22 protein-coding genes are annotated in these 19,810 nt (G+C 70.4%); 11 read left to right on the top strand and 11 right to left on the bottom strand.

Translation table 11 applies throughout. The features are described 5' to 3' along the window. Window positions 1–130: 130 nt before the first annotated feature. From GA0115254_RS15710 to GA0115254_RS15720, 3 genes are all read left to right on the top strand, one after another. Window positions 131–538 carry an ankyrin repeat domain-containing protein gene (locus GA0115254_RS15710; protein ID WP_093895909.1) on the top strand — a complete coding sequence of 136 codons (408 nt, stop codon included), beginning with the start codon at window positions 131–133 and terminating at the stop codon, window positions 536–538. A 158-nt stretch (window positions 539–696) separates the two neighbouring features. Beyond that, window positions 697–1,863, top strand: a complete 1,167-nt coding sequence (locus GA0115254_RS15715; RefSeq protein ID WP_370740881.1) for an AAA family ATPase — start codon at window positions 697–699, stop codon at window positions 1,861–1,863. A gap of 7 nt (window positions 1,864–1,870) precedes the next feature. Beyond that, a complete protein-coding gene (locus GA0115254_RS15720; protein WP_093895910.1) occupies window positions 1,871–3,076 on the top strand; it encodes a vWA domain-containing protein in 1,206 nt (401 codons plus the stop codon). Window positions 3,077–3,140: 64 nt separating this feature from the next. Here the strand turns inward: GA0115254_RS15720 and GA0115254_RS15725 are convergent, their stop codons facing one another. Continuing rightward, complete coding sequence (locus tag GA0115254_RS15725; protein WP_093895911.1) at window positions 3,141–4,118, bottom strand: fibronectin type III domain-containing protein; 978 nt, start codon at window positions 4,116–4,118, stop codon at window positions 3,141–3,143. Between the two features lie 197 nt (window positions 4,119–4,315). Between GA0115254_RS15725 and GA0115254_RS15730 the strand changes: the two genes are divergently transcribed. Genes GA0115254_RS15730 through GA0115254_RS15740 form a run of 3 tightly spaced genes read left to right on the top strand, consistent with a single transcriptional unit; the run spans window position 4,316 to window position 5,555 of the window. Beyond that, the gene (locus GA0115254_RS15730; protein WP_256102593.1) at window positions 4,316–4,615 is read left to right on the top strand and encodes a hypothetical protein; all 300 of its coding nucleotides are present in this window, start codon (window positions 4,316–4,318) and stop codon (window positions 4,613–4,615) included. 29 nt (window positions 4,616–4,644) lie between these two features. After that, the gene (locus GA0115254_RS15735; RefSeq protein WP_093895912.1) at window positions 4,645–5,259 is read left to right on the top strand and encodes a TIGR03086 family metal-binding protein; all 615 of its coding nucleotides are present in this window, start codon (window positions 4,645–4,647) and stop codon (window positions 5,257–5,259) included. Between the two features lie 20 nt (window positions 5,260–5,279). Then, window positions 5,280–5,555: a hypothetical protein gene (locus tag GA0115254_RS15740; RefSeq protein WP_093895913.1), complete on the top strand. Its 276-nt coding sequence runs from the start codon at window positions 5,280–5,282 to the stop codon at window positions 5,553–5,555. Between the two features lie 160 nt (window positions 5,556–5,715). Here the strand turns inward: GA0115254_RS15740 and GA0115254_RS15745 are convergent, their stop codons facing one another. Then, entirely contained in the window at window positions 5,716–6,399 is a 684-nt protein-coding gene (locus GA0115254_RS15745; protein ID WP_093895914.1) for an alpha/beta fold hydrolase, read from the bottom strand. 120 nt (window positions 6,400–6,519) lie between these two features. Here GA0115254_RS15745 and GA0115254_RS15750 point away from each other — a divergent pair, with 120 nt between their 5' ends. From GA0115254_RS15750 to GA0115254_RS15760, 3 genes are all read left to right on the top strand, one after another. Next, window positions 6,520–7,299, top strand: a complete 780-nt coding sequence (locus tag GA0115254_RS15750) for a chitosanase (protein WP_093895995.1) — start codon at window positions 6,520–6,522, stop codon at window positions 7,297–7,299. 189 nt (window positions 7,300–7,488) lie between these two features. Beyond that, window positions 7,489–7,794 carry an SH3 domain-containing protein gene (locus tag GA0115254_RS15755; protein WP_093895915.1) on the top strand — a complete coding sequence of 102 codons (306 nt, stop codon included), beginning with the start codon at window positions 7,489–7,491 and terminating at the stop codon, window positions 7,792–7,794. A 171-nt stretch (window positions 7,795–7,965) separates the two neighbouring features. Next, window positions 7,966–8,841, top strand: a complete 876-nt coding sequence (locus GA0115254_RS15760) for a chitosanase (protein WP_093895916.1) — start codon at window positions 7,966–7,968, stop codon at window positions 8,839–8,841. A gap of 93 nt (window positions 8,842–8,934) precedes the next feature. On the opposite strand, the gene GA0115254_RS15765 is transcribed toward GA0115254_RS15760, so the two are convergent. The 9 genes from GA0115254_RS15765 to GA0115254_RS15810 all read right to left on the bottom strand — a co-directional run bounded on the left by GA0115254_RS15765 (window position 8,935) and on the right by GA0115254_RS15810 (window position 17,581). Beyond that, window positions 8,935–10,389, bottom strand: coding sequence for a nucleobase:cation symporter-2 family protein (locus tag GA0115254_RS15765; protein ID WP_176740142.1), 1,455 nt, complete (start codon window positions 10,387–10,389; stop codon window positions 8,935–8,937). Between the two features lie 317 nt (window positions 10,390–10,706). Further along, on the bottom strand, window positions 10,707–12,104 hold the full coding sequence (locus tag GA0115254_RS15775; protein ID WP_093895919.1) for an 8-oxoguanine deaminase: 1,398 nt from the start codon (window positions 12,102–12,104) through the stop codon (window positions 10,707–10,709). 43 nt (window positions 12,105–12,147) lie between these two features. Then, entirely contained in the window at window positions 12,148–13,545 is a 1,398-nt protein-coding gene (locus tag GA0115254_RS15780; protein ID WP_093895920.1) for a nucleobase:cation symporter-2 family protein, read from the bottom strand. A gap of 67 nt (window positions 13,546–13,612) precedes the next feature. Then, window positions 13,613–14,560, bottom strand: a complete 948-nt coding sequence (pucL, locus tag GA0115254_RS15785) for a factor-independent urate hydroxylase (protein WP_093895921.1) — start codon at window positions 14,558–14,560, stop codon at window positions 13,613–13,615. A 7-nt stretch (window positions 14,561–14,567) separates the two neighbouring features. Next, a complete protein-coding gene (uraH, locus tag GA0115254_RS15790) occupies window positions 14,568–14,957 on the bottom strand; it encodes a hydroxyisourate hydrolase (RefSeq protein ID WP_093895922.1) in 390 nt (129 codons plus the stop codon). After that, a complete protein-coding gene (uraD, locus tag GA0115254_RS15795; protein WP_093895923.1) occupies window positions 14,957–15,469 on the bottom strand; it encodes a 2-oxo-4-hydroxy-4-carboxy-5-ureidoimidazoline decarboxylase in 513 nt (170 codons plus the stop codon). Before uraD ends, uraH begins: the two co-directional genes overlap by 1 nt. 191 nt (window positions 15,470–15,660) lie before the next feature. Continuing rightward, a complete protein-coding gene (locus tag GA0115254_RS15800; protein ID WP_093895924.1) occupies window positions 15,661–16,038 on the bottom strand; it encodes a helix-turn-helix domain-containing protein in 378 nt (125 codons plus the stop codon). Next, a complete protein-coding gene (locus GA0115254_RS15805) occupies window positions 16,035–16,286 on the bottom strand; it encodes a YkoF family thiamine-binding protein (RefSeq protein WP_093895925.1) in 252 nt (83 codons plus the stop codon). Before GA0115254_RS15805 ends, GA0115254_RS15800 begins: the two co-directional genes overlap by 4 nt. Before the next feature lie 98 nt (window positions 16,287–16,384). Further along, complete coding sequence (locus GA0115254_RS15810) at window positions 16,385–17,581, bottom strand: lactonase family protein (RefSeq protein ID WP_093895926.1); 1,197 nt, start codon at window positions 17,579–17,581, stop codon at window positions 16,385–16,387. Between the two features lie 223 nt (window positions 17,582–17,804). Between GA0115254_RS15810 and GA0115254_RS15815 the strand changes: the two genes are divergently transcribed. Next, window positions 17,805–18,644, top strand: coding sequence for a TIM barrel protein (locus GA0115254_RS15815; RefSeq protein WP_093895927.1), 840 nt, complete (start codon window positions 17,805–17,807; stop codon window positions 18,642–18,644). 47 nt (window positions 18,645–18,691) lie between these two features. After that, window positions 18,692–19,591, top strand: coding sequence for a 2-hydroxy-3-oxopropionate reductase (locus GA0115254_RS15820; RefSeq protein ID WP_093895928.1), 900 nt, complete (start codon window positions 18,692–18,694; stop codon window positions 19,589–19,591). The last annotated feature ends 219 nt before the right edge of the window (window positions 19,592–19,810 follow it).

The raw sequence follows: 19,810 nt of genomic DNA on the forward strand, positions 1-19,810 counted from the left end.
GGCGCGGTCACCGGCTGCTTCGCCGTGGAGCACGCGGTCGTGTCCGGCACGGGACGGCTGCCCAAGGCCCTGCAGGCGCAGCGCCGGGAGCTCTTTCTGCGCGTCCAGCACGGGGACACGCCGGGGGTTCGTGGAGCTGCTGGACGCGGGGGTCGACCTCCGGGTGCGGGACGGCGGACGGCGCAGTCTGCTCCATGTGCTGCACCTGCTCGACCACGAGCTCCTGCTGCCCCGGCTGCTGGCAGCCGGTCTCGATCTGGAGGCGCAGGATCACCTGGACCGCACTCCGCTCTGCGCGGCGGTCGACGGCGGTGGTTCGCCGGACCTCGTGAAGGCGCTGATCGAGGCCGGGGCACGGATCGACGTGCTCGATCAGATGGAGCTCTCGCTGGCCCAGCTGATCAGCAAGTACCGGCGGACGGACCTGGACTTCCTCAGGGAACGGGTGGAGAAGGAACATCCGGGCATCGGGTCCGAGTGGTGGGAGGAGTGGGAGGAAGAGAGGGACGACGCGGACGAAGAGGACGAGGACGAGTGAGTACCGGAGGACGAGCGGTGGCGGGAGACGCGGTGAGCACCGCAGGACGGACGGCCGCGCGACAGACGGTGAGCACCGGGGAGAGGGCGGGCATCGCCGCCCACGGCGTCCCCGGGGCGTCACACGCGGTTCCGTCCGCGGGCGCCACTGGCGGGCCCCTGGACGCCGCCGACGATCTCAATCGCAGGCTGCGGACCTCGCGCACCGAAGCCGCCACGAATCCTCAACTGGAGGCACTGGCACTGGCGGTGACGGCCAATCAGCCGGTGTTGCTCTGGGGCGAGCCGGGCATCGGCAAGTCGGCCGGCATGGAGCAGCTCGCTGCCGGGCTCGGTCTCCCGCTGGAAACGGTCATCGCAAGTGTGCACGAACCCTCCGACTTCGCCGGTCTGCCCGTCGTCGGCGACGATCCGGCCGTGACCGGGGTGCCGATGGCCCCGCCGGACTGGGCGGTCCGGCTCGCGCGCACGGGCCGAGGGCTGCTGTTCTTCGACGAGTTGTCCTCCGCTCCCCCGGCCGTGCAGGCGGCGCTGCTGCGCGTCGTGCTCGAACGCCGCGTGGGCAGCCTGACGTTGCCGGAGTCCGTGCGCATCGTGGCGGCGGCGAATCCGCCGTCGAGCGCAGCGGACGGCTGGCACCTCAGCCCACCGCTCGCCAACCGTTTCGTACACCTCCAGTGGACGCACGATCCGCGCACCGTGGCGCGGGGCATGGCCGGTACGTGGCCGAAGGCCGCGGTCCCGGTCGTCGACGCCGCCAGGGTCGCAGGTTCGGCGGCACGGGCCCGGGGTGCGATCTCCGGCTTCCTGACCGCACGCCCCGGCCTCGTCCATCACATTCCGGCCGACGCGGAGAGCCGGGGCCGGGCCTGGCCGTCCCCGCGGACCTGGGACATGGCGCTGCGACTGCTCGCCACCGGGTACGCGACGGACGCCGGGCGGGAGGCGATGGCGGCCGCGTTGACCGGGGCCGTGGGAGACGGTGCGGGCATCGAGCTGCTGTCCTACCTGGAGAACCTCGATCTGCCCGACCCCGACCGCGTACTGGCGAACCCCGCCGCGTTCGCACTGCCCGAACGCGGCGACCGGCAACTTGCCTTCCTCATCGCGGTCGTCGCGGCCGTTCAGGGCGACCTCACCCGCTCCCGCTGGGAGGCCGGCTGGGCGGTGCTGGCGAAGGCCGTGGACGCGGGTGTGCCCGATGTGGCGGCCAGGGCGGCGGTGGACCTGGCGGCGATGCGGGACGCCGACTGGCCGGTGCCGGAGGGCATCGACGCCTTCGTGGAACTGCTGCAGCTGTCCGGCGCCCTGCCGCAGAGCGGCTGAGGCGAGCATGTCGGTGCCGGCGCCGGAAACCGCTTCGGGGCGGCCCCAGTTGGACACGACGAAGCTGCTCGCCGCCCGTTACCGGGCGGCGACCGACCGGCCCTACCTGGCCTCGGCGCTGTACGCCCTGTCGGTGGTGGCGAGCACCGAGGTGCCGACCATGGGCGTGGACCGGCACTGGCGCTGCTATGTGTCACCCGCCTTCGTGGCCGCGACACCGGTGGCGGAGCTCGCGGCGGTGTGGGTGCACGAGGTGGCGCATCTGCTGCGTGATCACCACGGGCGGGCGGAGCGGCTGCCCGCCGCCGACCAGCGTGACCCGCACCACGTCAATGTCGCCCAGGACTGCGAGATCAACGACGACCTCATCGCCGACGGGCTGCCCCTGCCGGCCGGCCGGATGGAGCCGCGGCTCTTCGGCCTGCCGAACGGGCAGCTCTTCGAGGCGTATCTCCCCGGTGTGCCGCAGGGCCCACCCCCGCACAACTGCGGGTCCGGCGCCCATGGGCAACCGATGCCCTGGGAGTCGGCCGGGTCGGACGGGCCGAGCTGCCTGGGGCCGGTCGAGGCCGAGGCGCTGCGGCGCCACACCGCAGAGGCCATGCGTGCTCACCGACGCAGCCGGGGCAGCCTCCCGGCGGGCTGGCAGCGCTGGGCGGACCAGGTCCTGGAGCCCACGGTCGACTGGCGGCAGGCGCTCGCGGGCGCGGTACGGGAGGCCGCGGCGTGGGCCGCCGGGGCGATCGACTACACGTACCGTCGTCCGTCCCGCCGCAGCGCGGCGCTCCGCGGTGTCGTCCTGCCCAGCCTGCGCCGACCGTTGCCCCGCGTCGCCGTCGTCATCGACACCTCGGGATCGATGGGGGACGAGGAGCTCGCCTCGGCGCTGGCGGAGGTCACCGGGGTGCTGCGGGAGGTGGGCATCCGAGGCAACCGCGTCACCGTGCTGGCCTGCGACGCCGATGTGCAAAGCGTGTCACGGGTGACTGCCGCCGAGCAGATCACCCTCGGCGGGGGCGGCGGCACGGACATGCGGGTCGGCATCGCTGCCGCCCTCGCGGCGCGGGACCGCCCGAACATTGTCGTCGTCCTCACCGACGGCTGTACGCCCTGGCCGGACGAGTCCCCCTCGTGCCGGCTCGTCGCGGCACTCATCGGCCCGGACGCTCCGCAGCCCCCGGGGTGGGTGGAGACCGTGCGCGTCACCTCCTGAGGCCGCAACGTCCCGGCCACACGGGAGCACGGGAACACACCGGAACACCGGACCGTACCTGGCTTCAGTCGCCGAGGACGACCGTGCGCCGGGCGGAGAAGTCCCCCCACTTGCCGTCGGGCAGTCTGGCGCGGATCTTCATCGAGTAACGGGTGCCCCGCGGGTCGCTGACGGTGAGCCGGTAACTCGCCCGGCCTGCGGGCGGGGTGGAGCCCCACACGATCGTGGTGGTCAGCCGGCCGTCCATGAAGAGCTGGTACGCCGGGATCTCGCCGCCCGTCTCGGGCTGTTTCCAGTCCAGTTCGATGGCGTACTCCTTGCCCTGGACCCGGTTGCTGATCCGCAGGTCGGTGGGGGCGGTACCGGCGGGTGCGCCCGGCGCCGACGCGGTGGTGAGGTCGAGGGCGTTGCTGTCGGGCGAAGAGGTGTCGGCGGCGTCGCGGGCGCGGACGGTGAAGGTGTAGACGGTACCGGGGCGCAGCCCGGTCAGATGCGCCGTGGTCTGCGTGCCGGGCACGCTGTGGATACGGGAGTCCTCCTGGTAGATGTCGTACGAGGTGACGCCGACGTCGTCCGTCGAGCCGCCCCAGGAGAGGTTCGCCGCCCGGCTGCCGTCCGCCGTGCCCCGCAGTTTCACCGGGCGGGTCGGCGGCTCGTGGTCGGCGGGGGTCGGGGCGGGCGTCGTGACGGTCGCGGCGGCGCTCGGCGCGGAGAGGTTCCCGGCGGCGTCGCGGGCGCGGACGGTGAAGGTGTAGGGGGTCGAGGCGGTCAGTCCGTCGACGTCGGTCATCACCTTGGTCGCCGCGACTGACCTCACCTTCTCGCCGTTGCGGTAGACCTCGTAGCCGGTGACCGCCTTGTTGTCGGTGGCCGGCTCCCACATGACGTGCACGGAGGTGGCGCTGCCGGCCTGTGCTGTCACTTGGTCCGGCGTCGTGGGCTTCCGGGTGTCCGCTGCGGAGGCCGAGTCGCATGCGGCGAGTGCGACGATGAGCAGGACGGTGGAGCAGGCCAACGCGGGTGTTGCGTGGGGGCGTTGCACGGTCGTGCCTTCCGTCGGGCGGCAATGGTCCAGACCTGTATCGCATGGCGCGGGGGCCGCCGACAAGGGGGTGTAGCAGAACCTTCCGCAATGTGCCGGTGTGCGCTCGCGATCGTGCGTCGACGGTCCGTCGACGGGGTGCCGGTGTACACCAGTGGTCTGTCGGCGGGGTGCCGGATGTGACGTACGGTCGGCTGATGCTGTGCATACGCGGGGTTGTGCTGCCGGAGCACGAGGAGCGCACGTTCTGGATCGACGGCGAGGTACTGCGCGCCGGCGGACCGCCGGGCGGACTCGCGGGCCGGGACGCGGAGACGATCGTCAACAGCGGCCGGCTGCTGCCCGGACTCGTCGACGTACACACGCATCCCGGGGCGCTGGAGCCGGGCGCCCCCTTCGACGAAGAGCTGCTGCGACCGATCCGCCCCCGGACCCCGCCGCGCTGGATCACCCGAGCCGGATCGTGCTCCGGGGACGCGTCGTGCGATGAGCGATGAGTTCCGGGCGCCGGAGCAGTCTGCACTGTATGGATACGAACCTGGAGACGACACCCATGATTCCCACGATCGATCTGGAGCCCGCGGCCCGGCAGATCGCCGGCCTGCTCGACGGTATCGACGAACAGCAGCTGGCCGACCCGACGCCCTGTCCCGACTACACGGTACGGGAGTTGCTCGCCCACGTGGTCGGGCTGACCACGGCCTTCCGCGACGCGGCGCGCAAGGACTTCGGGCCGACGACCGACACCGCCCCCGACGCCGCACTCCCGGTCCTCCCTGACGGCTGGCGCGAAGCGCTGCCGTCACTGCTGGACGAGCTGGTGACGGCATGGCGCGATCCTGCCGCCCGGCAGGGGATGACCAGGGCCGGCGGCGTGGATCTGCCGGGCGAGGTGGCCGCGGTGGTCGCGCTGGACGAGCTGGTCATCCACGGCTGGGACCTGGCCCGGTCGACCGGCCAGAAGTACGAGGCGGACGAGGCGAGCCTGCTCGTCTCGCTGGCCATGCTGACTCCCAGCGACACCGTCCCCCGGTCCGAGCACATCTTCGGTCCGCCGATTCCGGTCCCGGACGACGCACCCCTGGTCGACCGGGTCGTCGCCATGAGCGGCCGCCGCCCGGACTGGCAGCCGGGCGACTGAGCGGCGGGTAGCCGAGGCCGGTGGGCCGGGGCGAAACGGGACGGCCCCAGGCGCTGGGCCGGGACGGCCGGTGGCCGGACCCGGCCCGGTCGGCTCAGCATGCGCACCGCCTCACGTGCCTGCTCGCGCAGTCGTTCGTCGGCCGGGGCCATCCCCGATTCCGGGCCCGAGGCCGTCACCCTGAGGTCCCGCTCGGCAAGAGCCGTCAGGCGGCGGCGGTGGTCTTCGGTGAGGACGGTGCGGCCGAGGGCGACGAGCGCCTCCAGCACGGTCACGGCCTCGGCGTCCTCCGATGACGGCCGACCGGCAGGCGGCTTCGTCCGTGTCGCCGTGGTCCGCACCGCCCTCCGCCATCCCGCCGAGCAGCACCAGCAGGTCCTCCGTGCGGTACCCGGCCCCGGTGAGCTGTGCCATGTACGGCACGGCGCGGGCCGTGGGCCGGCAGCCGCTCGCCGTTCAGCTGGTGAAGAACTCCGTGATCTGCTGGGCGACCTGGTCGGGGTGGACCTCATGCACCCGGTGACCACCCCCGATCGTGATCAGCCGGCAGTCCGGGATCAGCGAGGCCATGTCCTGCAGGCGCCCCTGGGGCATGGTGGACTCCGGGCCACCGGCGATCATCAACGTCGGCGCGACAATCTCGCCGAGGCCGGCCGCCCACTCGGGGTCGGGGTCGGCCACCTCGGCCCGGATGGGTGCGACGACTGCCCAGTCGTAGTCCACCGGCCCCTCCGGTTCGGCGGCCGGCTTCAGCTCGCTCGGGAACGGCGGCGGGGTCTCCACCAGCACCAGCCGCTCCACCCGGTCCGCGTGCTCCTGGGCGAGCAGATGGGCGACGACGCCACCCATCGAGTGGCCGACCAGGCCCACCCGGTCGAGCTCGCACTCGTCGAGGAAGCCGAGGACGTCGTCCCGCATCAGCTCGACGGAGTACTCGTCCGGCCAGTCGCTCTCGCCATGACCGCGCAGGTCGATGGCGTACACCCGCCACTGTTCGCCGAGCAGACTCCCGGCCGCCTCCCAGCTCGCGGCGGAGCCGCCGAGGCCGTGCAGCAGGACCACGGGCGAGCCGAAGGGGTCGCCCCAGGTCCGATACGCCAGCCGTACATCGCCGACATCCACAACAGACTGATCTTCCATACCCATGACGCTACAGCCGATTGAGCGAAGACCTTTCACCCACGTCTTCCCGCGGCCTGGCAGGGTTGAGGGGTGAACGTCGTTCCCCGCCCGCTGCTCCTCGCTGTCGCCACTGCCGTCATGGCCGTCTCCGTGCTCTCCGGCTGCTCGTCCGCCGGGTCCGCCGAGGGCGGACCGGAAGCCGGGCTCGACGATCCGGCGAAGAAGGAGATCGCCATGCAGCTGGTCTCCAGCGCGGAGAACTCCTCGCTCGACTGGAAGGCGCAGTACAAGTACATCGAGGACATCGACGACGGCCGCGGCTACACCGCGGGCATCATCGGCTTCTGTTCCGGCACCGGCGACATGCTGAAGGTCGTCGAACGGTACGCGGCGGCGCGTCCCGGCAATCCGCTGGCACGGTTCCTCCCCGCCCTGCGCGCCGTACGGGGCAGCGATGCGCACGACGGGCTCGGCCGCCCGTTCACCGAGGCCTGGGCCGAGGCGGACGCCGACCCCGCCTTCCGGTCGGCGCAGGACGCCGAGCGCGACCGGTCGTACTTCGGCCCGGCGGTCGCCCGGGCCGAGGCGGACGGACTCGGCGCCCTGGGGCAGTTCATCTACTACGACGCCTATGTGATGCACGGGTACGGCGACACGGACGGCACGGTCGGCTTCCGTACGATCCGCCACGAGGCGATCGCCGCGACTGCGCCACCGGCGCGCGGCGGGGACGAGGCGGCTTATCTGAACGCCTTCCTCGACGCCCGTGTCGCAGCGATCCGTAAGGAGCCCTCGCACTCCGACACCAGCCGGATCGAGACGGCCCAGCGGGTGTTCGTGAGGGAGGGCAGGTTCGGGTTGGAGACACCGCTGCGGTGGCGGGTGTACGGCGACGGTTACCGGATCGACGCCCGTTAAACCCGTGATCGACGGGCGCGGGAAGCGTCCGCCCCGCTGACTGCGCACGCCGGTGCACATGTCATTTGACCTGCGCTTTCACTCCTCCACGCAGGGTGATCCGGACCCGTGACCCGACGGTCTGCGGCTCAGTTGAGGCTGACGAACGGCACACGCGGATGTGGGCCGGAATACGGAGGAGAGTTCCGCATGATGAAGAAGATGCTCGCCGCGACGGTCCTGGCCGCCGCTCTGGGGCTGGCCCTCGGCCCCGTCGCCCAGGCCGTGCAGAGCCCGGCCGCCGTACAGACGGCGAAGGCGCCGGCCACGGTCTGCACCGTCAACGACAACGGGGTGAACTTCCGCGGCGGCCCGGGCTCCGAGTACCCGGTCCTGGGTCAGGTGAACCGGGGCCAGAACCTCAACTACCGCGGCCGGCAGGGCAACTGGATCATGGGTGACCTGTGGGGCGGCCCCACGGGCGTCTGGATCCATGCGGCCTACCTCAACTGCTGAGGACGGCACGCCTCGGCCCCGCACCGCGCCTTCCGCGCGGTGCGGGGCCTTCCTGCGTCCGGGGCACATCCCCAACTCCCTTGTGTCGAAGGGGTGTACGGCACTCACTCCACTCTGATAGGAAAGCTTCCTAACAGACTGACACAACGACGAACTCCCTTTGGAGGACTGGTGCACACTCCCCACACACGCACCGCACGTCGCAACACCCGCTCCGTGCGCATCGCGGTCATCGCGGTCGGATTGACCCTCACGGCGATACCCGTCACGGCCTACGCCGGCGCCCCCACACACCCGGCGGTACATCAGCAGACGGCGGTGGTTCAGCACGCCGCCGCGACGGGGCTCGACGATCCGGCGAAGAAGGAAATCGCCATGCAACTGGTCTCCAGCGCCGAGAACTCCTCCCTCAACTGGAAGTCCCAGTACAAGTACATCGAGGACATCGACGACGACCGCGGCTACACCGCGGGCATCATAGGTTTCTGTTCCGGTACGGGCGACATGCTCGACCTCGTCGAGCTGTACACCGAGCGCAAGCCCGACAACGTCCTCGCCAAGTACCTCCCCGCGCTGCGGAAGGTCAACGGCACCCCCTCGCACAGCGGTCTCGACCCGAACTTCACCAAGGACTGGGTGAAGGCCGCCTCCGACTCCGCGTTCAAGAAGGCGCAGGACGACGAGCGGGACCGGGTGTACTTCAACCCGGCCGTCAAGCAGGGCAAGGCCGACGGCATCGGTACGCTGGGCCAGTTCGCGTACTACGACGCCATCGTGATGCACGGCGACGGCGGCGACAGCACCAGCTTCAGCTCCATCCGCAAACGGGCCTTGGCGAAGGCGAAGCCGCCGGCCCAGGGCGGCAACGAGGTCACGTATCTCAACGCCTTCCTGGACGCCCGGGTCTGGGCGATGCAGCAGGAGGAGGCCCACTCGGACACCAGCCGGGTGGACACCGCTCAGCGGGTCTTCCTGAAGAAGGGCAATCTGAACCTGGATCCGCCGCTCGACTGGAAGGTGTACGGCGACAGTTACCACATCGGCTGACGCACACCCCGGTCACGGCTGTGGCGCGTACGGCAGCACCCGCCGGGGTCCCCGTACGCGCCACGGCGCCCTGCCGGCCGAAGCCGGCTTCGGTCAGTGTGCGGCCACCGGAGCCGCGGCCGCCGGGCTCTGCTCCTGCGGCGACGGATCCGGATCAGGCTTCCTGCCGAGGTGGTTGAAGGCCAGGTTGAGCACGATCGCCACGACACATCCCGTCGAGATCCCGGAGTCGAGCACGACGAGCGCATCCTTCGGGAACGCGTGGTAGAAGTCGGGTGCGGCGATCGGGATCAGACCGATGCCCACGGCCGCTGCCACGATCAGCGCGTTCTCGCCCTTCTCCAACGCGGCGGTCGCCAGTGTCTGGATGCCGCTCGCGGCGACCGAACCGAAGAGCACGATGCCCGCGCCGCCGAGGACGGGCAGCGGGACGAGTGCGATGACGGATGCGGCTACGGGGACCAGCCCGAGCACTATCAGGATGCCGCCGCCCGCGGCCACCACGAAACGGCTGCGGACCTTGGTCATCGCGACCAGCCCGATGTTCTGGGCGAAGGCACTGCACATGAAGCCGTTGAAGAGCGGGCTGATGGCGCTGCCCAGGGTGTCGGCGCGCAGGCCGCCCTCGATGGTCCGCTCATCCGCCGGACGGTCGACGATCCTGCCGAGAGCCAGCATGTCCGCGGTGGACTCGGTCATGCAGACCAGCATCACGATGCACATGGATACGATCGCGGCCACCTCGAACTGCGGTGCCCCGAAGTGGAACGGCGTCGGGAAGCCGACCAGGTCGGCGCCCTTGATGGCGCCGAAGTCGGTGATGCCGACCGGGATCGCGATCAGCGTGCCGACGACCAGTCCGAGCAGGATGGCGATCTGCTGGAGGAAGCCGCGCAGCAGTTTGCGCAGGGCGAGGACGATCACCAGCGTCACCGCGGCCATGGTGATGTTGGTCGTCGAGCCGTAGTCGTCGGCCGTGGCGTTGCCCCCCTGGGACCAGTTGAAGGCGACCGGCAGCAACGAGACGCCGATCAGCGTGATCACGGTGCCGGTGACGACGGGCGGGAAGAAGCGGACCAGCTTGCAGAAGTACGGGGCGAGCAGGAAGCCGAGCAGGCCGGCGACGATGATCGCGCCGAAGATGACGGCGATGCCGTCGTGTCCGCGGTCCTTTCCTATCGCCACCATCGGGGTCACCCCGGCGAACGAGACACCGTTGACGAACGGCAGCCGGGCACCGATGCGCCAGAAGCCGAGGGTCTGGAGCAGGGTGGCCAGGCCCGCGGTGAAGAGGCTCGCCCCCATCAGGAAGGCGGTCTCCTTGGGGGTGAGACCCACGGCCGGTCCCAGAATCATCGGCGGGGCCACCACGCCCGCGTACATCGCGGCCACGTGCTGGAGGCCACTGGTGAACATCCTCAGCGGGGGGAGTGTTTCGTCGACCGGGTGTTTCCGGTCTGCCGAGGCCGAATCGCGGGCGGGGTCGAGGTGGGGGTCGGCATCGGTTGCTGCGACTGCGTCTTTGCGAAACCTGGGCGTAGCTGCCACGGCGGTTCCTCCGGTCGGGTACACGTCTGCGGCGACGTGGGTGTCAGGGAGGTGGTGCAAGTGGTGCGTTGGTGCAGGTGGGGCAGGTCGTGCAGCTGGTGCGGGCAGCTTTGGTGCAGGTGGGGCGGGTGAGGCAGGTCGTGCAGGTGGGGCAGGTCGTGCAGCTGGTGCGGGCAGCCTTCTTCACCGGTACAGGGGGCGCGTACATGCAGTACCCGCCCCCTGCACCGGTTGCCGTGGACCCCGCTCGGGTCCACGGCGGTCGGCCGAGGGCCGTCCCCCTCGGCCGACCGGTATCGGGGAGGTGCCCCGGAGCGTCAGGCTCCGGCGGCGATCTGCGCGAGGCGGCGGGCCTCGTCGCGGGTGGCGCGGGCGATGGCGTCCTCGTCCGCGGTGATCAGGTGGTTGCCCTCGACGACCGGCTTGCCGTTGACGAGGGAGAGGGTGACGGGCGCCGCGGCGCCGAAGACGAGTGCGGTCACCGGATCGGCGATGGAGGCGTGCGCGAGGGTGTCCAGTTTCCAGAGCACCAGGTCGGCGAGCTTGCCGGGCTCCAGGGAGCCGATCTGGTCGGCGCGGCCGAGTACCTGGGCGCCCCCGTACGTTCCCAGGCGCAGGGCCTGACGGGCATTCAGGGCCTTTTCGCGATGGGCGCCGAGGCGGTTGATGAGGAGGGCGTTGCGCAGTTCGGTGTGGAGTTCACCGGACTCGTTGGAGGCGGTGCCGTCGACGCCGAGGCCGACCGGGACGCCCGCGGCGAGCATGTCGGGCACCCGGGCGATGCCCGCGGCGAGCCGGGCGTTGGACGAGGGGCAGTGCGCCACACCCGTTCCGGTGCGGGCGAAGGCGGCGATGTCGGAGTCGTTCATATGGACGCAGTGCGCCATCCATACGTCGTCGCCGAGCCAGCCGGTCGACTCGAAGTAGTCGGTCGGGCCCATCCCGAACAGCTCGTGGCAGAACTTCTCCTCCTCCACGGTCTCCGATCCGTGGGTGTGCATGCGCACCCCCTTACGGCGGGCCAACTCGGCTCCCTGCCGCAGCAGTTCGGTGGAGATGGAGAACGGGGAGCAGGGTGCGACGGCGACCTGGGTCATCGCGTCGAACGAGGCGTCGTGGTGCGCGTCGACGGTCGCCTCGGTTCCGGCGAGCGCACCGTCGAGGGTCTCCACGGCGAAGTCCGGCGGCAGCCCGCCGTCCTTCACGCTGCGGTCCATGGAGCCGCGGGCGAGGGTGAACCGTACGCCCATGTCGCGGGCGGCCCCGATGATGGCGCCGGACAGATCACCGGTCCCCTGCGGGTAGACGTAGTGGTGGTCCATGGCCGTGGTGACGCCGCCGCGCGCCATCATGGCGAGCGAGCCCTGCGCGGCGGCGCGGACCATCGGCTCGTCGATGCGCGCCCACGTCGGGTACAGCGCGACCAGCCAGTCGAACAGGTTGTGGTCGGTGGCGAGGCCGCGGGTGATCCACTGGTAGAAGTGGTGGTGCGTGTTGATCAGGCCGGGGGTGACCAGATGCCCGGTGCCGTCGATGCGGCGTACGACGTTCTCCAGGCCTTCGGGGGCCCGGCCCGCGCCGACGGATTCGATGCGATTGCCCGCGACGACGACATGGCCCGAGGCGTACTCGGTGTCGTCGGCGTCGACGGTCGCGATCGAACAGTTCTCGATGACGATGCGTTCCACGTGCTCAGGAGCTGCCGATGCTGCCATGGTGCTTCCTCTTCTCTTCCGGCGATGTGGGCACGGCAGGACCCTAGGAGGATTTGAGTGCCACAGCCGGGCGGCCATGGGTGCCGAGATGGTGGAAGAACAGGTTGAGCAGGACCGCGACGAGCGCTCCGGCACTGATGCCGGAGCCCAGGACGGTCTGGGCCCAGGACGGGAATCCCGCGTAGAAGCCGGGCGCGGCGAGCGGGATGATGCCCGCGCCGAGCGCCACGGCGACCAGGATGATGTTGGAGCTGTCGTCGAGTCCGGCCTCGGAGAGCGTACGGATGCCGCTCACCGCGATCGAGCCGAACAGGACGATGCCGGCGCCGCCGAGCACGGGCATGGGCACGAGGGAGACGACCGCGCCGAGCACCGGGAAGGCGCCGAGGACCAGCAACGCGCCGCCTGCGGCCGCGACCACGTAGCGGCTGCGCACCTTTGTCAGCGACACCACGCCGACGTTCTGTGCGAACGCGCTCGTCGGGAAGCCGCCGAAGACCGGGCCGAGCAGGGTGGCGATGCCGTCGGTACGCAGTCCTCGGGTGATGGTCCGGCCGTCGGTGCGCCGGTCGCAGATCTCGCCGAGCGCCAGCATTCCCGCGGAGGACTCGGTCATCAGGACAAGCATGACGATGCAGAGCGAGAGGATCGCGGCGGGCCGGAACTCCGGGGCGCCGAAGGCGAAGGGGGTGGGCAGCGCGGCGACCGGTGCGGACTCCAGCGCGGAGAAGTCGGCGAGTCCGAACGGGATCGCGGCCAGGGTGCCGATCAACAGACCCATCAGCAGGGCGACTTGTTTGAGGAAGCCGCGCCCGAACCGCTGGATCAGCAGAATGACGACGAGCGTGAAGGCGGCCAGCGCGAGGTACTTCATCGCGCCGAAGTCAGTGGCGCTCTTGTCGCCGCCCTGCGCCCAGGAGACCGGGACGGGCATCAGCGTGACCCCGATGAGGGTGATGACGACGCCGGTGACCAGCGGCGGGAAGAATCGGAGCAGCCGGCCGAAGAACGGCCCGACGGCCAGGCAGAAGACTCCGGCGACGATCACCGCCCCGTAGATCGCGGGGAGTTGGTGACCCGGCGCGGTGGTCTCGGCGATGGCGAGCATCGGGGCGATTCCGGCCGAGGAAGCGGCGTTGACGAACGGCAGCCGGTTCCCGGCGAAGCCTCCGACGCCGAGGGTCTGCAGGACGGTGGCGCAGCCGGCGATCAGGAGGCTCGCCGCGATCAGCCGGGTCATGCCCGCCGGATCGAGGCCGACGGCCTGGCCGATGATGAGCGGAGGGGTGACGACGCCCGCGTACATGGCGGCGATGTGCTGGAGCGCGGCGGGCAGCAGCCGCGCGGGGGCGAGCTTCTCGTCCACCGGATGGACCGAACACTCCGGTGGGGTGGGACACGGGCCTTCTGCTTCTGCGGGCCCGGGTGCAGGCGTTGCCATGGGATTTCCCTCCGGCCCGGCCGGCCCCCGCCCGCTGTGGACGGACGGGAACCGGCGCGGCGCCGCGTCAGAGGTTGGTCATGTCGACCGGGATCTGCGGCTCGATACCGTCCCGCAGCACGGTGGCCTCGATGAGCCCGTACGGACGGTCGGCCGCGAAGTAGACCTCATTGTCGTTCTTGAGGCCGAACGGCTGCAGGTCCACCAGGAAGTGATGGTTGTTCGGCAGCGAGAAGCGGATCTCGTCGACCTCGCTGCGGCTGTTGATGATGCGCGAACCCATCTGGTACAGGGTCTGCTGGAGCGAGAGGGAGTACGTCTCGGCGAAGGCCTGGAGCATGTGCTTGCGCGCCTGCTCGTAGGACTTCTCCCAGTTCGGCATGCGCTCCTCGTCGCTGGTCCAGTTGTAGCGCCAGCGGGCGGAGACGTCGGTGGCCAGGATGCGGTCGTACGCCTCCTTGAGCGTCGTGTACTTGTCCTTGACGTAGCCCCAGAACTCGGAGTTGGTCGAGTTCATCACCGTGAGGTCCTTGAGACCGGAGATGACCTGCCACTTCTCACCGTCGAAGGTGACCTGGGCGGTGCGGATCTCCTGGTTCTTGCGGACGAAGGAGTGGTTGACCTCGTCCGAGCCGATGAACCTGGAGTTGTTGTCCGAGGTCGCGATGCGCTCCCAGGCGTACTCCTCGATCCGGATGCGCGCGACCTTGATCGGTTCCTGCGACGTCACGAAGTGGCGGGCGAGGTGGATGCCGAACTGTTCGGCGGACTCGATGCCGTGTTCCTTGGCGAACGCGTACACCGTGTTCTTGGTGGTGTCCGTCGGCAGGACGTTGGCGTTCGAGCCGGAGTAGTGCACGTCGTCCATGTCGCCGGAAAGGGCGATGGAGACGTTCAGGTCCTTGATGTGGTGGGTGTCGCCGTCCCGCGTGATCCTGACGACGCGGTTCTCCGCTTTGCCGTACTGGTTCTGGCCGAGGATCACAGGGCGGGGGCGGTGGGAATCGGCGGTCATGTCGGTGCTAGCTCCCTCGGTATACGGAGTAGCCGAACGGGTTGAGCAGCAGCGGTACGTGATAGTGCTCGCCCGGCCTGACGGCGAAAGTGATCGCCACCTCCGGGAAGAACGCACCGCTGTCCCTTACGCGGGGGGCGTCCTGCTGCGCCTCGGCTTGCTTCTTGGAGAAGTAGGTCTCGACCTCGAAGTCGAGTCGTACGTGAGTTGTGCCTTCCGGCAGGGCCGGCAGGTCCTTGCACCGCCCGTCCGCGTCGGTCGCGGAGCCGCCGAGCGCCACCCAGGCGGCTTCCGGGCCCGAGCGGGCCGCGAGCGAGACGGCGACACCCTCGGCGGGGCGTCCGACGCTGGTGTCCAGGATGTGCGTGGACACCGATGCGGTGGTTTCAGTGCTCATCAGTCCTTGTCCTCTTCCACGAGACGGGTCAGCCGGATTCGGTTGATCTTCCCGAGTTCGGTGCGCACGATGTCGCGCTCCTGCTCGGGCGAGTTCCCGATCCGGGACTTCATCGCGTCGCGCATCTGCTCACCGGTGGCTCCGGTGGCGCAGATCAGGAAGACATGTCCGAACCGCTCCTGGTAGGCCAGGTTCAGTTCGAGCATCTCGGCCTTGAGTTCCTCGGTGGCATCCGCCATCCCCCGCTGTTCGCGGGAGGAGGTCGGGTCTCCGGGCTTCGGGCGGCCGATCGGCGGGTGACCGGCCATCGCATCGGCCAGATCCTCCGGGGTCAGCGCGGCCGTTGCGGCGTCACCCGCAAGAAGAAGGGCTTGTGCGGTGGCGTACGGGCGTCGGGAGAGGATCGCTCTCCCCCATGCCGCACTGGCACACACCTCGTGCAACGCGGTGGCGGCCTCGTCGTCCGCCAGGGTGTTGAACCGGGCGAGGCCCGGTGTGGAGCTCGAAGTCACGGGAGCCTCCGTGGCTGTGTTCGCTGTGCGTCTCTTCGCGTCGCGTCGGTCGGGCTGCGGATAGCTAACGCCCTCCACAACACCACGTCAACACTTTGTTGAAATTACGCGAACGTAAAAGGCCGTCGCCCGATCCTCCGGACGACGGCCTTCCGTGGCCTTCCACAGCCTTCGCTCACCTACGGCCTCAACTACTCGCCTTTGGCGGCATTTTCCCTGTTGAGGTAGTTGTAGACGGTGAAGCGGCTGACTCCCAGCGCACCCGCCACCGTCTCCACTCCGTGCCGTACAGAGAAGGCACCGCGTGCCTCCAGGGTTCGCACCACCGACTGCTTGGCCTTGCGGTCCAGCTCGGCGAGCGGCATGCCGTGCCGACGCTCCATGGCGGCCAGGATGTGGTCGAGCGATTCCGAGAGCTGGGGCAGCCGGACGGCTATGACGTCCTCACCCTCCCAGGCCAGCACGACGTCGTCGGCCTGCGCCTGTTCGGGCCCGAGCAGTTCGGCGCCCATGGCGTCGACGAGCGGCTTGACCGCGGTGACGAGGGGGTGGTCCGCCGGTTCGGTCACTTCGAGCCCTCCCCGATGACGTTGACCTGGAGCGACACCCGGGTGGCACCCGATGCCAGGGCCCTGCGCAGCAAGGAGTCCACCGCGGTGAGCACCTGGTCCGCGCCGCCCTCCGCCGTGTTGCCGAAGGGGCCGACGTCCACGGCCTCCAGGTCGGCCGTCTGGATGACCTCGCGGGCCACGACCGCGTGGGCGGGCGCCTCGTCGAGATCGAAGGGCTCGGTGGTGAACTCCACTCTCAAGCGCACTGTGCCTCCCTCATGCGTTCGCCGCGTCTTCGTGAATCCGCGGCTCGGGCCCGACCCTAACGGACGGGTGCCGGGGCCGTCCGGTGACGGTTTCGTCCTCAATCGCCGGCCGGGCGCGTACTCCGGTACGGGAGCACGCAGACGGCCACCGGGGCGGGGAAGGCGTCACCGGTGCGGGTCAGGCCGCCGCTGCGGGCGTCGACCCGGAACACCGTCACCGTGCTCGACCTCTGGTTCGCCGCGAAGAGCAGCTTCCCGTCCGGCGAGAAGGCGATCTGCCGGGGGAAGTCGCCGCCGACGGGCACCGTGTCGAGCAGCCGCAGCACGGCGCCGTCGTCCTCGACGGCGTATCGCGTCAGGCTGTTGTGGCCCCGGTTGGCGAGGTAGGCGAACCGGCCGTCGCCGGTGACCAGGAACTGCGCGGGATAGCTGGTACCGGCGCCGGTCCCGGTGGACTGCGGGGCGCCCGGGGACAGGATGCCGGTGGTCGGGTCGTAACCGCAGACGACCGCGGTGTTGTCGACCTCGCAGGCCAGGTAGGCGAAGCGGCCGCCCGGGTGAAACGTGATGTGCCGCGGTCCGGCCCCGGGGCGCAGGGCCGCACAGGAGACCTGGTCCAGCCGGCCGCGGTACTCGTCGAGCCGGTACGTGTACACGGAGTCGTTGCCCAGGTCCACGGCCAGGATGTGGTCGCCGTCCGGGGTGGTGACGATCTGGTGGGCGTGCGGCCCGTCCTGGCCGGGGCCGGGGGGCGGCGCGGTGTGGGCGACCAGGTCCGTGCGCTCCCCCAGCGAGCCGTCGCCCCGGATGGGGTGCACCACGACGCTGCCGGAGGTGTAGTTCGCGGTGAGCAGCCACCTTCCCGTGGGATGGACGGAGAGATGGGTGGGCCCCGCCCCGCCGGTGCTGCGGGTTCCCAGCACCCCGTGGCCGCCGTCCGGTGACAGTGCGACGGCCGTCACCCCGCCCCGGTCCTGCTCGTCGACTGCGTAGACGGTGGCGCCGGAGGGGTGCAGGGCCAGGTACGAGGGGTTGTCGACGCCGGTGATCGCGGGGCCGGCCGAGATCGCCGCGGTGACGGCGTCGTACGAGGCCGTGCCGATTCCCTTACCGCCGCCCTCGGCCGAGGTGTACGTACCGAGCAGCAGCCGCCGGGTGGTGCGCGGGCGCGAACCGACCACCGGTGCGGAGTCCGGCGCGGGCCGGGGAGAGCCGGGCAGCGCGGGGGCCACGGTCAGGGCGGCGCCGGCGAACAGGGCTCCGAGGACGGCGCGCCGGCCGGTGGCGTGGTTCATGCGAGGCACCTCGTGTGGGGGTCGGCTGCATCGGATGCACCAGCCACCCTGACCCGCCCCGCACCCCCTCGGCAAGCGGCGCAATTCCGGTTGCACCTTGCACAACCCGCACGAAGGCACCGGCCGAATTCCGGGCACCCCCTTGACAGCTCTCCCAGCTCCGGGCAATCTTCCGTTACGTAGAAAGAAACTTCCGCAATACGGAAGGAGCGCCGCAACCCTCATGGGCTACCCGGACCAGCGCTTCGATGTGAACCTTTCGATCCTCTTCACGGAACTCCCGCTCCTGGAGCGTCCCGCGGCCGCCGCCGCGGCCGGCTTCACCGCGGTCGAGCTGTGGTGGCCATGGATCGAGACCCCCACCCCGCCGCAGGCCGAGCTCGACGCCCTCAAGAAGGCGCTCGACGACGCAGGCACCCAGTTGGTGGGGCTGAACTTCTACGCCGGACAGCTGCCCGGCCCCGACCGCGGCGCCCTCTCCGTGCCCGGCCCGGAGTCGGACCGCTTCCGCGCCAATATCGAGGTGGTGGCCGGCTTCGCCGCCTCGGTCGGCTGCAAGGCGCTCAACGCGCTCTACGGCAACCGCGTCGACGGTGTGGACCCGACCGTGCAGGACGAACTCGCTCTGGAGAATCTGGTCGTCGCCGCCCGTGCGGCCGACCGGATCGGGGCGGTCCTGCTGATCGAGACCCTCAACAAGCCGGAATCGCCGCGCTATCCCCTGGTGAGCGCACCGGCCGGGGTGGAGATCGTCGACAAGGTCAACGCGGCGACGGGGCTCGGGAACGCGAAGTTCCTGCTGGACCTGTACCACCTCTCGATGAACGGCGAGGACCTCGGCCAGGTCATCACGGCGTACGCCGGCAGGACCGGCCACGTCCAGATCGCCGACAACCCGGGGCGCGGCGCACCCGGCACCGGCTCGCTCCCGCTGGAGCAGCTCCTCGACGAGCTGACGATGGCCGGTTACGACGGCTGGGTCGGCCTGGAGTACAAGCCGGGCGACCGGCCGAGCGCCGAGGCCTTCGAGTGGCTCCCGGCCACCGCGCGGGCCGCCCGCTGAGGGCGGCGAACTCCCCCTCGTACACACGCTTATCGGAAGGCACCCTCATGAGCAACAACCTCCCCAAGGTTGCATGGATCGGACTCGGCATCATGGGCTCCCCCATGTCCGAGAACCTGATCAAGGCCGGGTACGACGTCACCGGTCACACCCTGGAGCAGGAGAAGATCGACCGGCTGGTCGCGGCCGGCGGCGCGGGCGCGGGCTCGATCGCCGAGGCGGTCCGGGACGCCGATGTCGTCATCACGATGGTGCCCGCCTCCCCGCAGGTCGAGGCCATCGCGTACGGCCCCGACGGCATCCTGGAGAACGCGAAGCGCGGCGCGCTGCTGATCGACATGTCATCGATCACCCCGCAGACCTCGGTGGACCTCGCGAAGAACGCGAAAGAGAAAGGCATCCGGGTGCTGGACGCCCCGGTGTCCGGCGGCGAGGCCGGTGCGATCGAGGCCGTTCTGTCGATCATGGTCGGCGGCGAGCAGCCCGACTTCGACGTGGCGCAGCCGATCCTCCGGGCGCTCGGCAGGACCATCGTGCTGTGCGGTCCGCACGGCTCCGGTCAGACGGTGAAGGCCGCCAACCAGCTGATCGTCGCGGTCAACATCCAGGCGTGCGCCGAAGCGGTCGTCTTCCTGGAGAAGTCCGGGGTCGACCTCGGCGCCGCGCTCGACGTGCTGAACGGCGGACTGGCCGGCTCGACCGTGCTGACCCGCAAGAAGGACAACTTCTTGAAGCGGGACTTCGCGCCGGGCTTCCGAATCGATCTGCACCACAAGGACATGGGCATCGTCACCGACGCCGCCCGCAATGTCGGTGCGGCGCTGCCCGTCGGCGCCGTGGTCGCGCAACTCGTCGCCTCGTTGCGCGCACAGGGCGACGGCGGACTGGACCACTCGGCACTCCTGCGCTCGGTCGAGCGCCTGTCGGGGCAGCCCGCCCGGGCCTGACCCGTCCGGGCCTGACCGGTCCGGCCCGGATCGGCAACCCAGAGACTTCCGGACGGCGTCGGCGCTGACACCTGTCCTGTCGCGCCCAGGCGTCGGCGCCGTCCGGAACACCAGACTCCAAATTTCAACAAACTGTTGACGTCTGGTTCGGGGCGTATTTACGCTCCTGGAGCCTCAAGCCGTCGCAGTTCAGCAGCTCCCGTACGGAAGGTCGCCCCG

The sequence above is a fragment of the Streptomyces sp. Ncost-T10-10d genome, from assembly GCF_900091955.1.
In the GTDB taxonomy this organism is placed as follows: domain Bacteria; phylum Actinomycetota; class Actinomycetes; order Streptomycetales; family Streptomycetaceae; genus Streptomyces.

Coding starts and splice junctions, on each gene's coding strand:
- GA0115254_RS15745 (WP_093895914.1), bottom strand. CDS start 6,399: ATGGAAGATCAGTCTGTTGTGGATGTCGGCGATGTACGGCTGGCGTAT.
- GA0115254_RS15755 (WP_093895915.1), top strand. CDS start 7,489: ATGATGAAGAAGATGCTCGCCGCGACGGTCCTGGCCGCCGCTCTGGGG.
- GA0115254_RS15720 (WP_093895910.1), top strand. CDS start 1,871: ATGTCGGTGCCGGCGCCGGAAACCGCTTCGGGGCGGCCCCAGTTGGAC.
- GA0115254_RS15820 (WP_093895928.1), top strand. CDS start 18,692: ATGAGCAACAACCTCCCCAAGGTTGCATGGATCGGACTCGGCATCATG.
- GA0115254_RS15730 (WP_256102593.1), top strand. CDS start 4,316: ATGCTGTGCATACGCGGGGTTGTGCTGCCGGAGCACGAGGAGCGCACG.
- uraH (WP_093895922.1), bottom strand. CDS start 14,957: ATGAGCACTGAAACCACCGCATCGGTGTCCACGCACATCCTGGACACC.
- pucL (WP_093895921.1), bottom strand. CDS start 14,560: ATGACCGCCGATTCCCACCGCCCCCGCCCTGTGATCCTCGGCCAGAAC.
- GA0115254_RS15775 (WP_093895919.1), bottom strand. CDS start 12,104: ATGGCAGCATCGGCAGCTCCTGAGCACGTGGAACGCATCGTCATCGAG.
- GA0115254_RS15810 (WP_093895926.1), bottom strand. CDS start 17,581: ATGAACCACGCCACCGGCCGGCGCGCCGTCCTCGGAGCCCTGTTCGCC.
- GA0115254_RS15815 (WP_093895927.1), top strand. CDS start 17,805: ATGGGCTACCCGGACCAGCGCTTCGATGTGAACCTTTCGATCCTCTTC.
- GA0115254_RS15750 (WP_093895995.1), top strand. CDS start 6,520: ATGGCCGTCTCCGTGCTCTCCGGCTGCTCGTCCGCCGGGTCCGCCGAG.
- GA0115254_RS15780 (WP_093895920.1), bottom strand. CDS start 13,545: ATGGCAACGCCTGCACCCGGGCCCGCAGAAGCAGAAGGCCCGTGTCCC.
- GA0115254_RS15735 (WP_093895912.1), top strand. CDS start 4,645: ATGGATACGAACCTGGAGACGACACCCATGATTCCCACGATCGATCTG.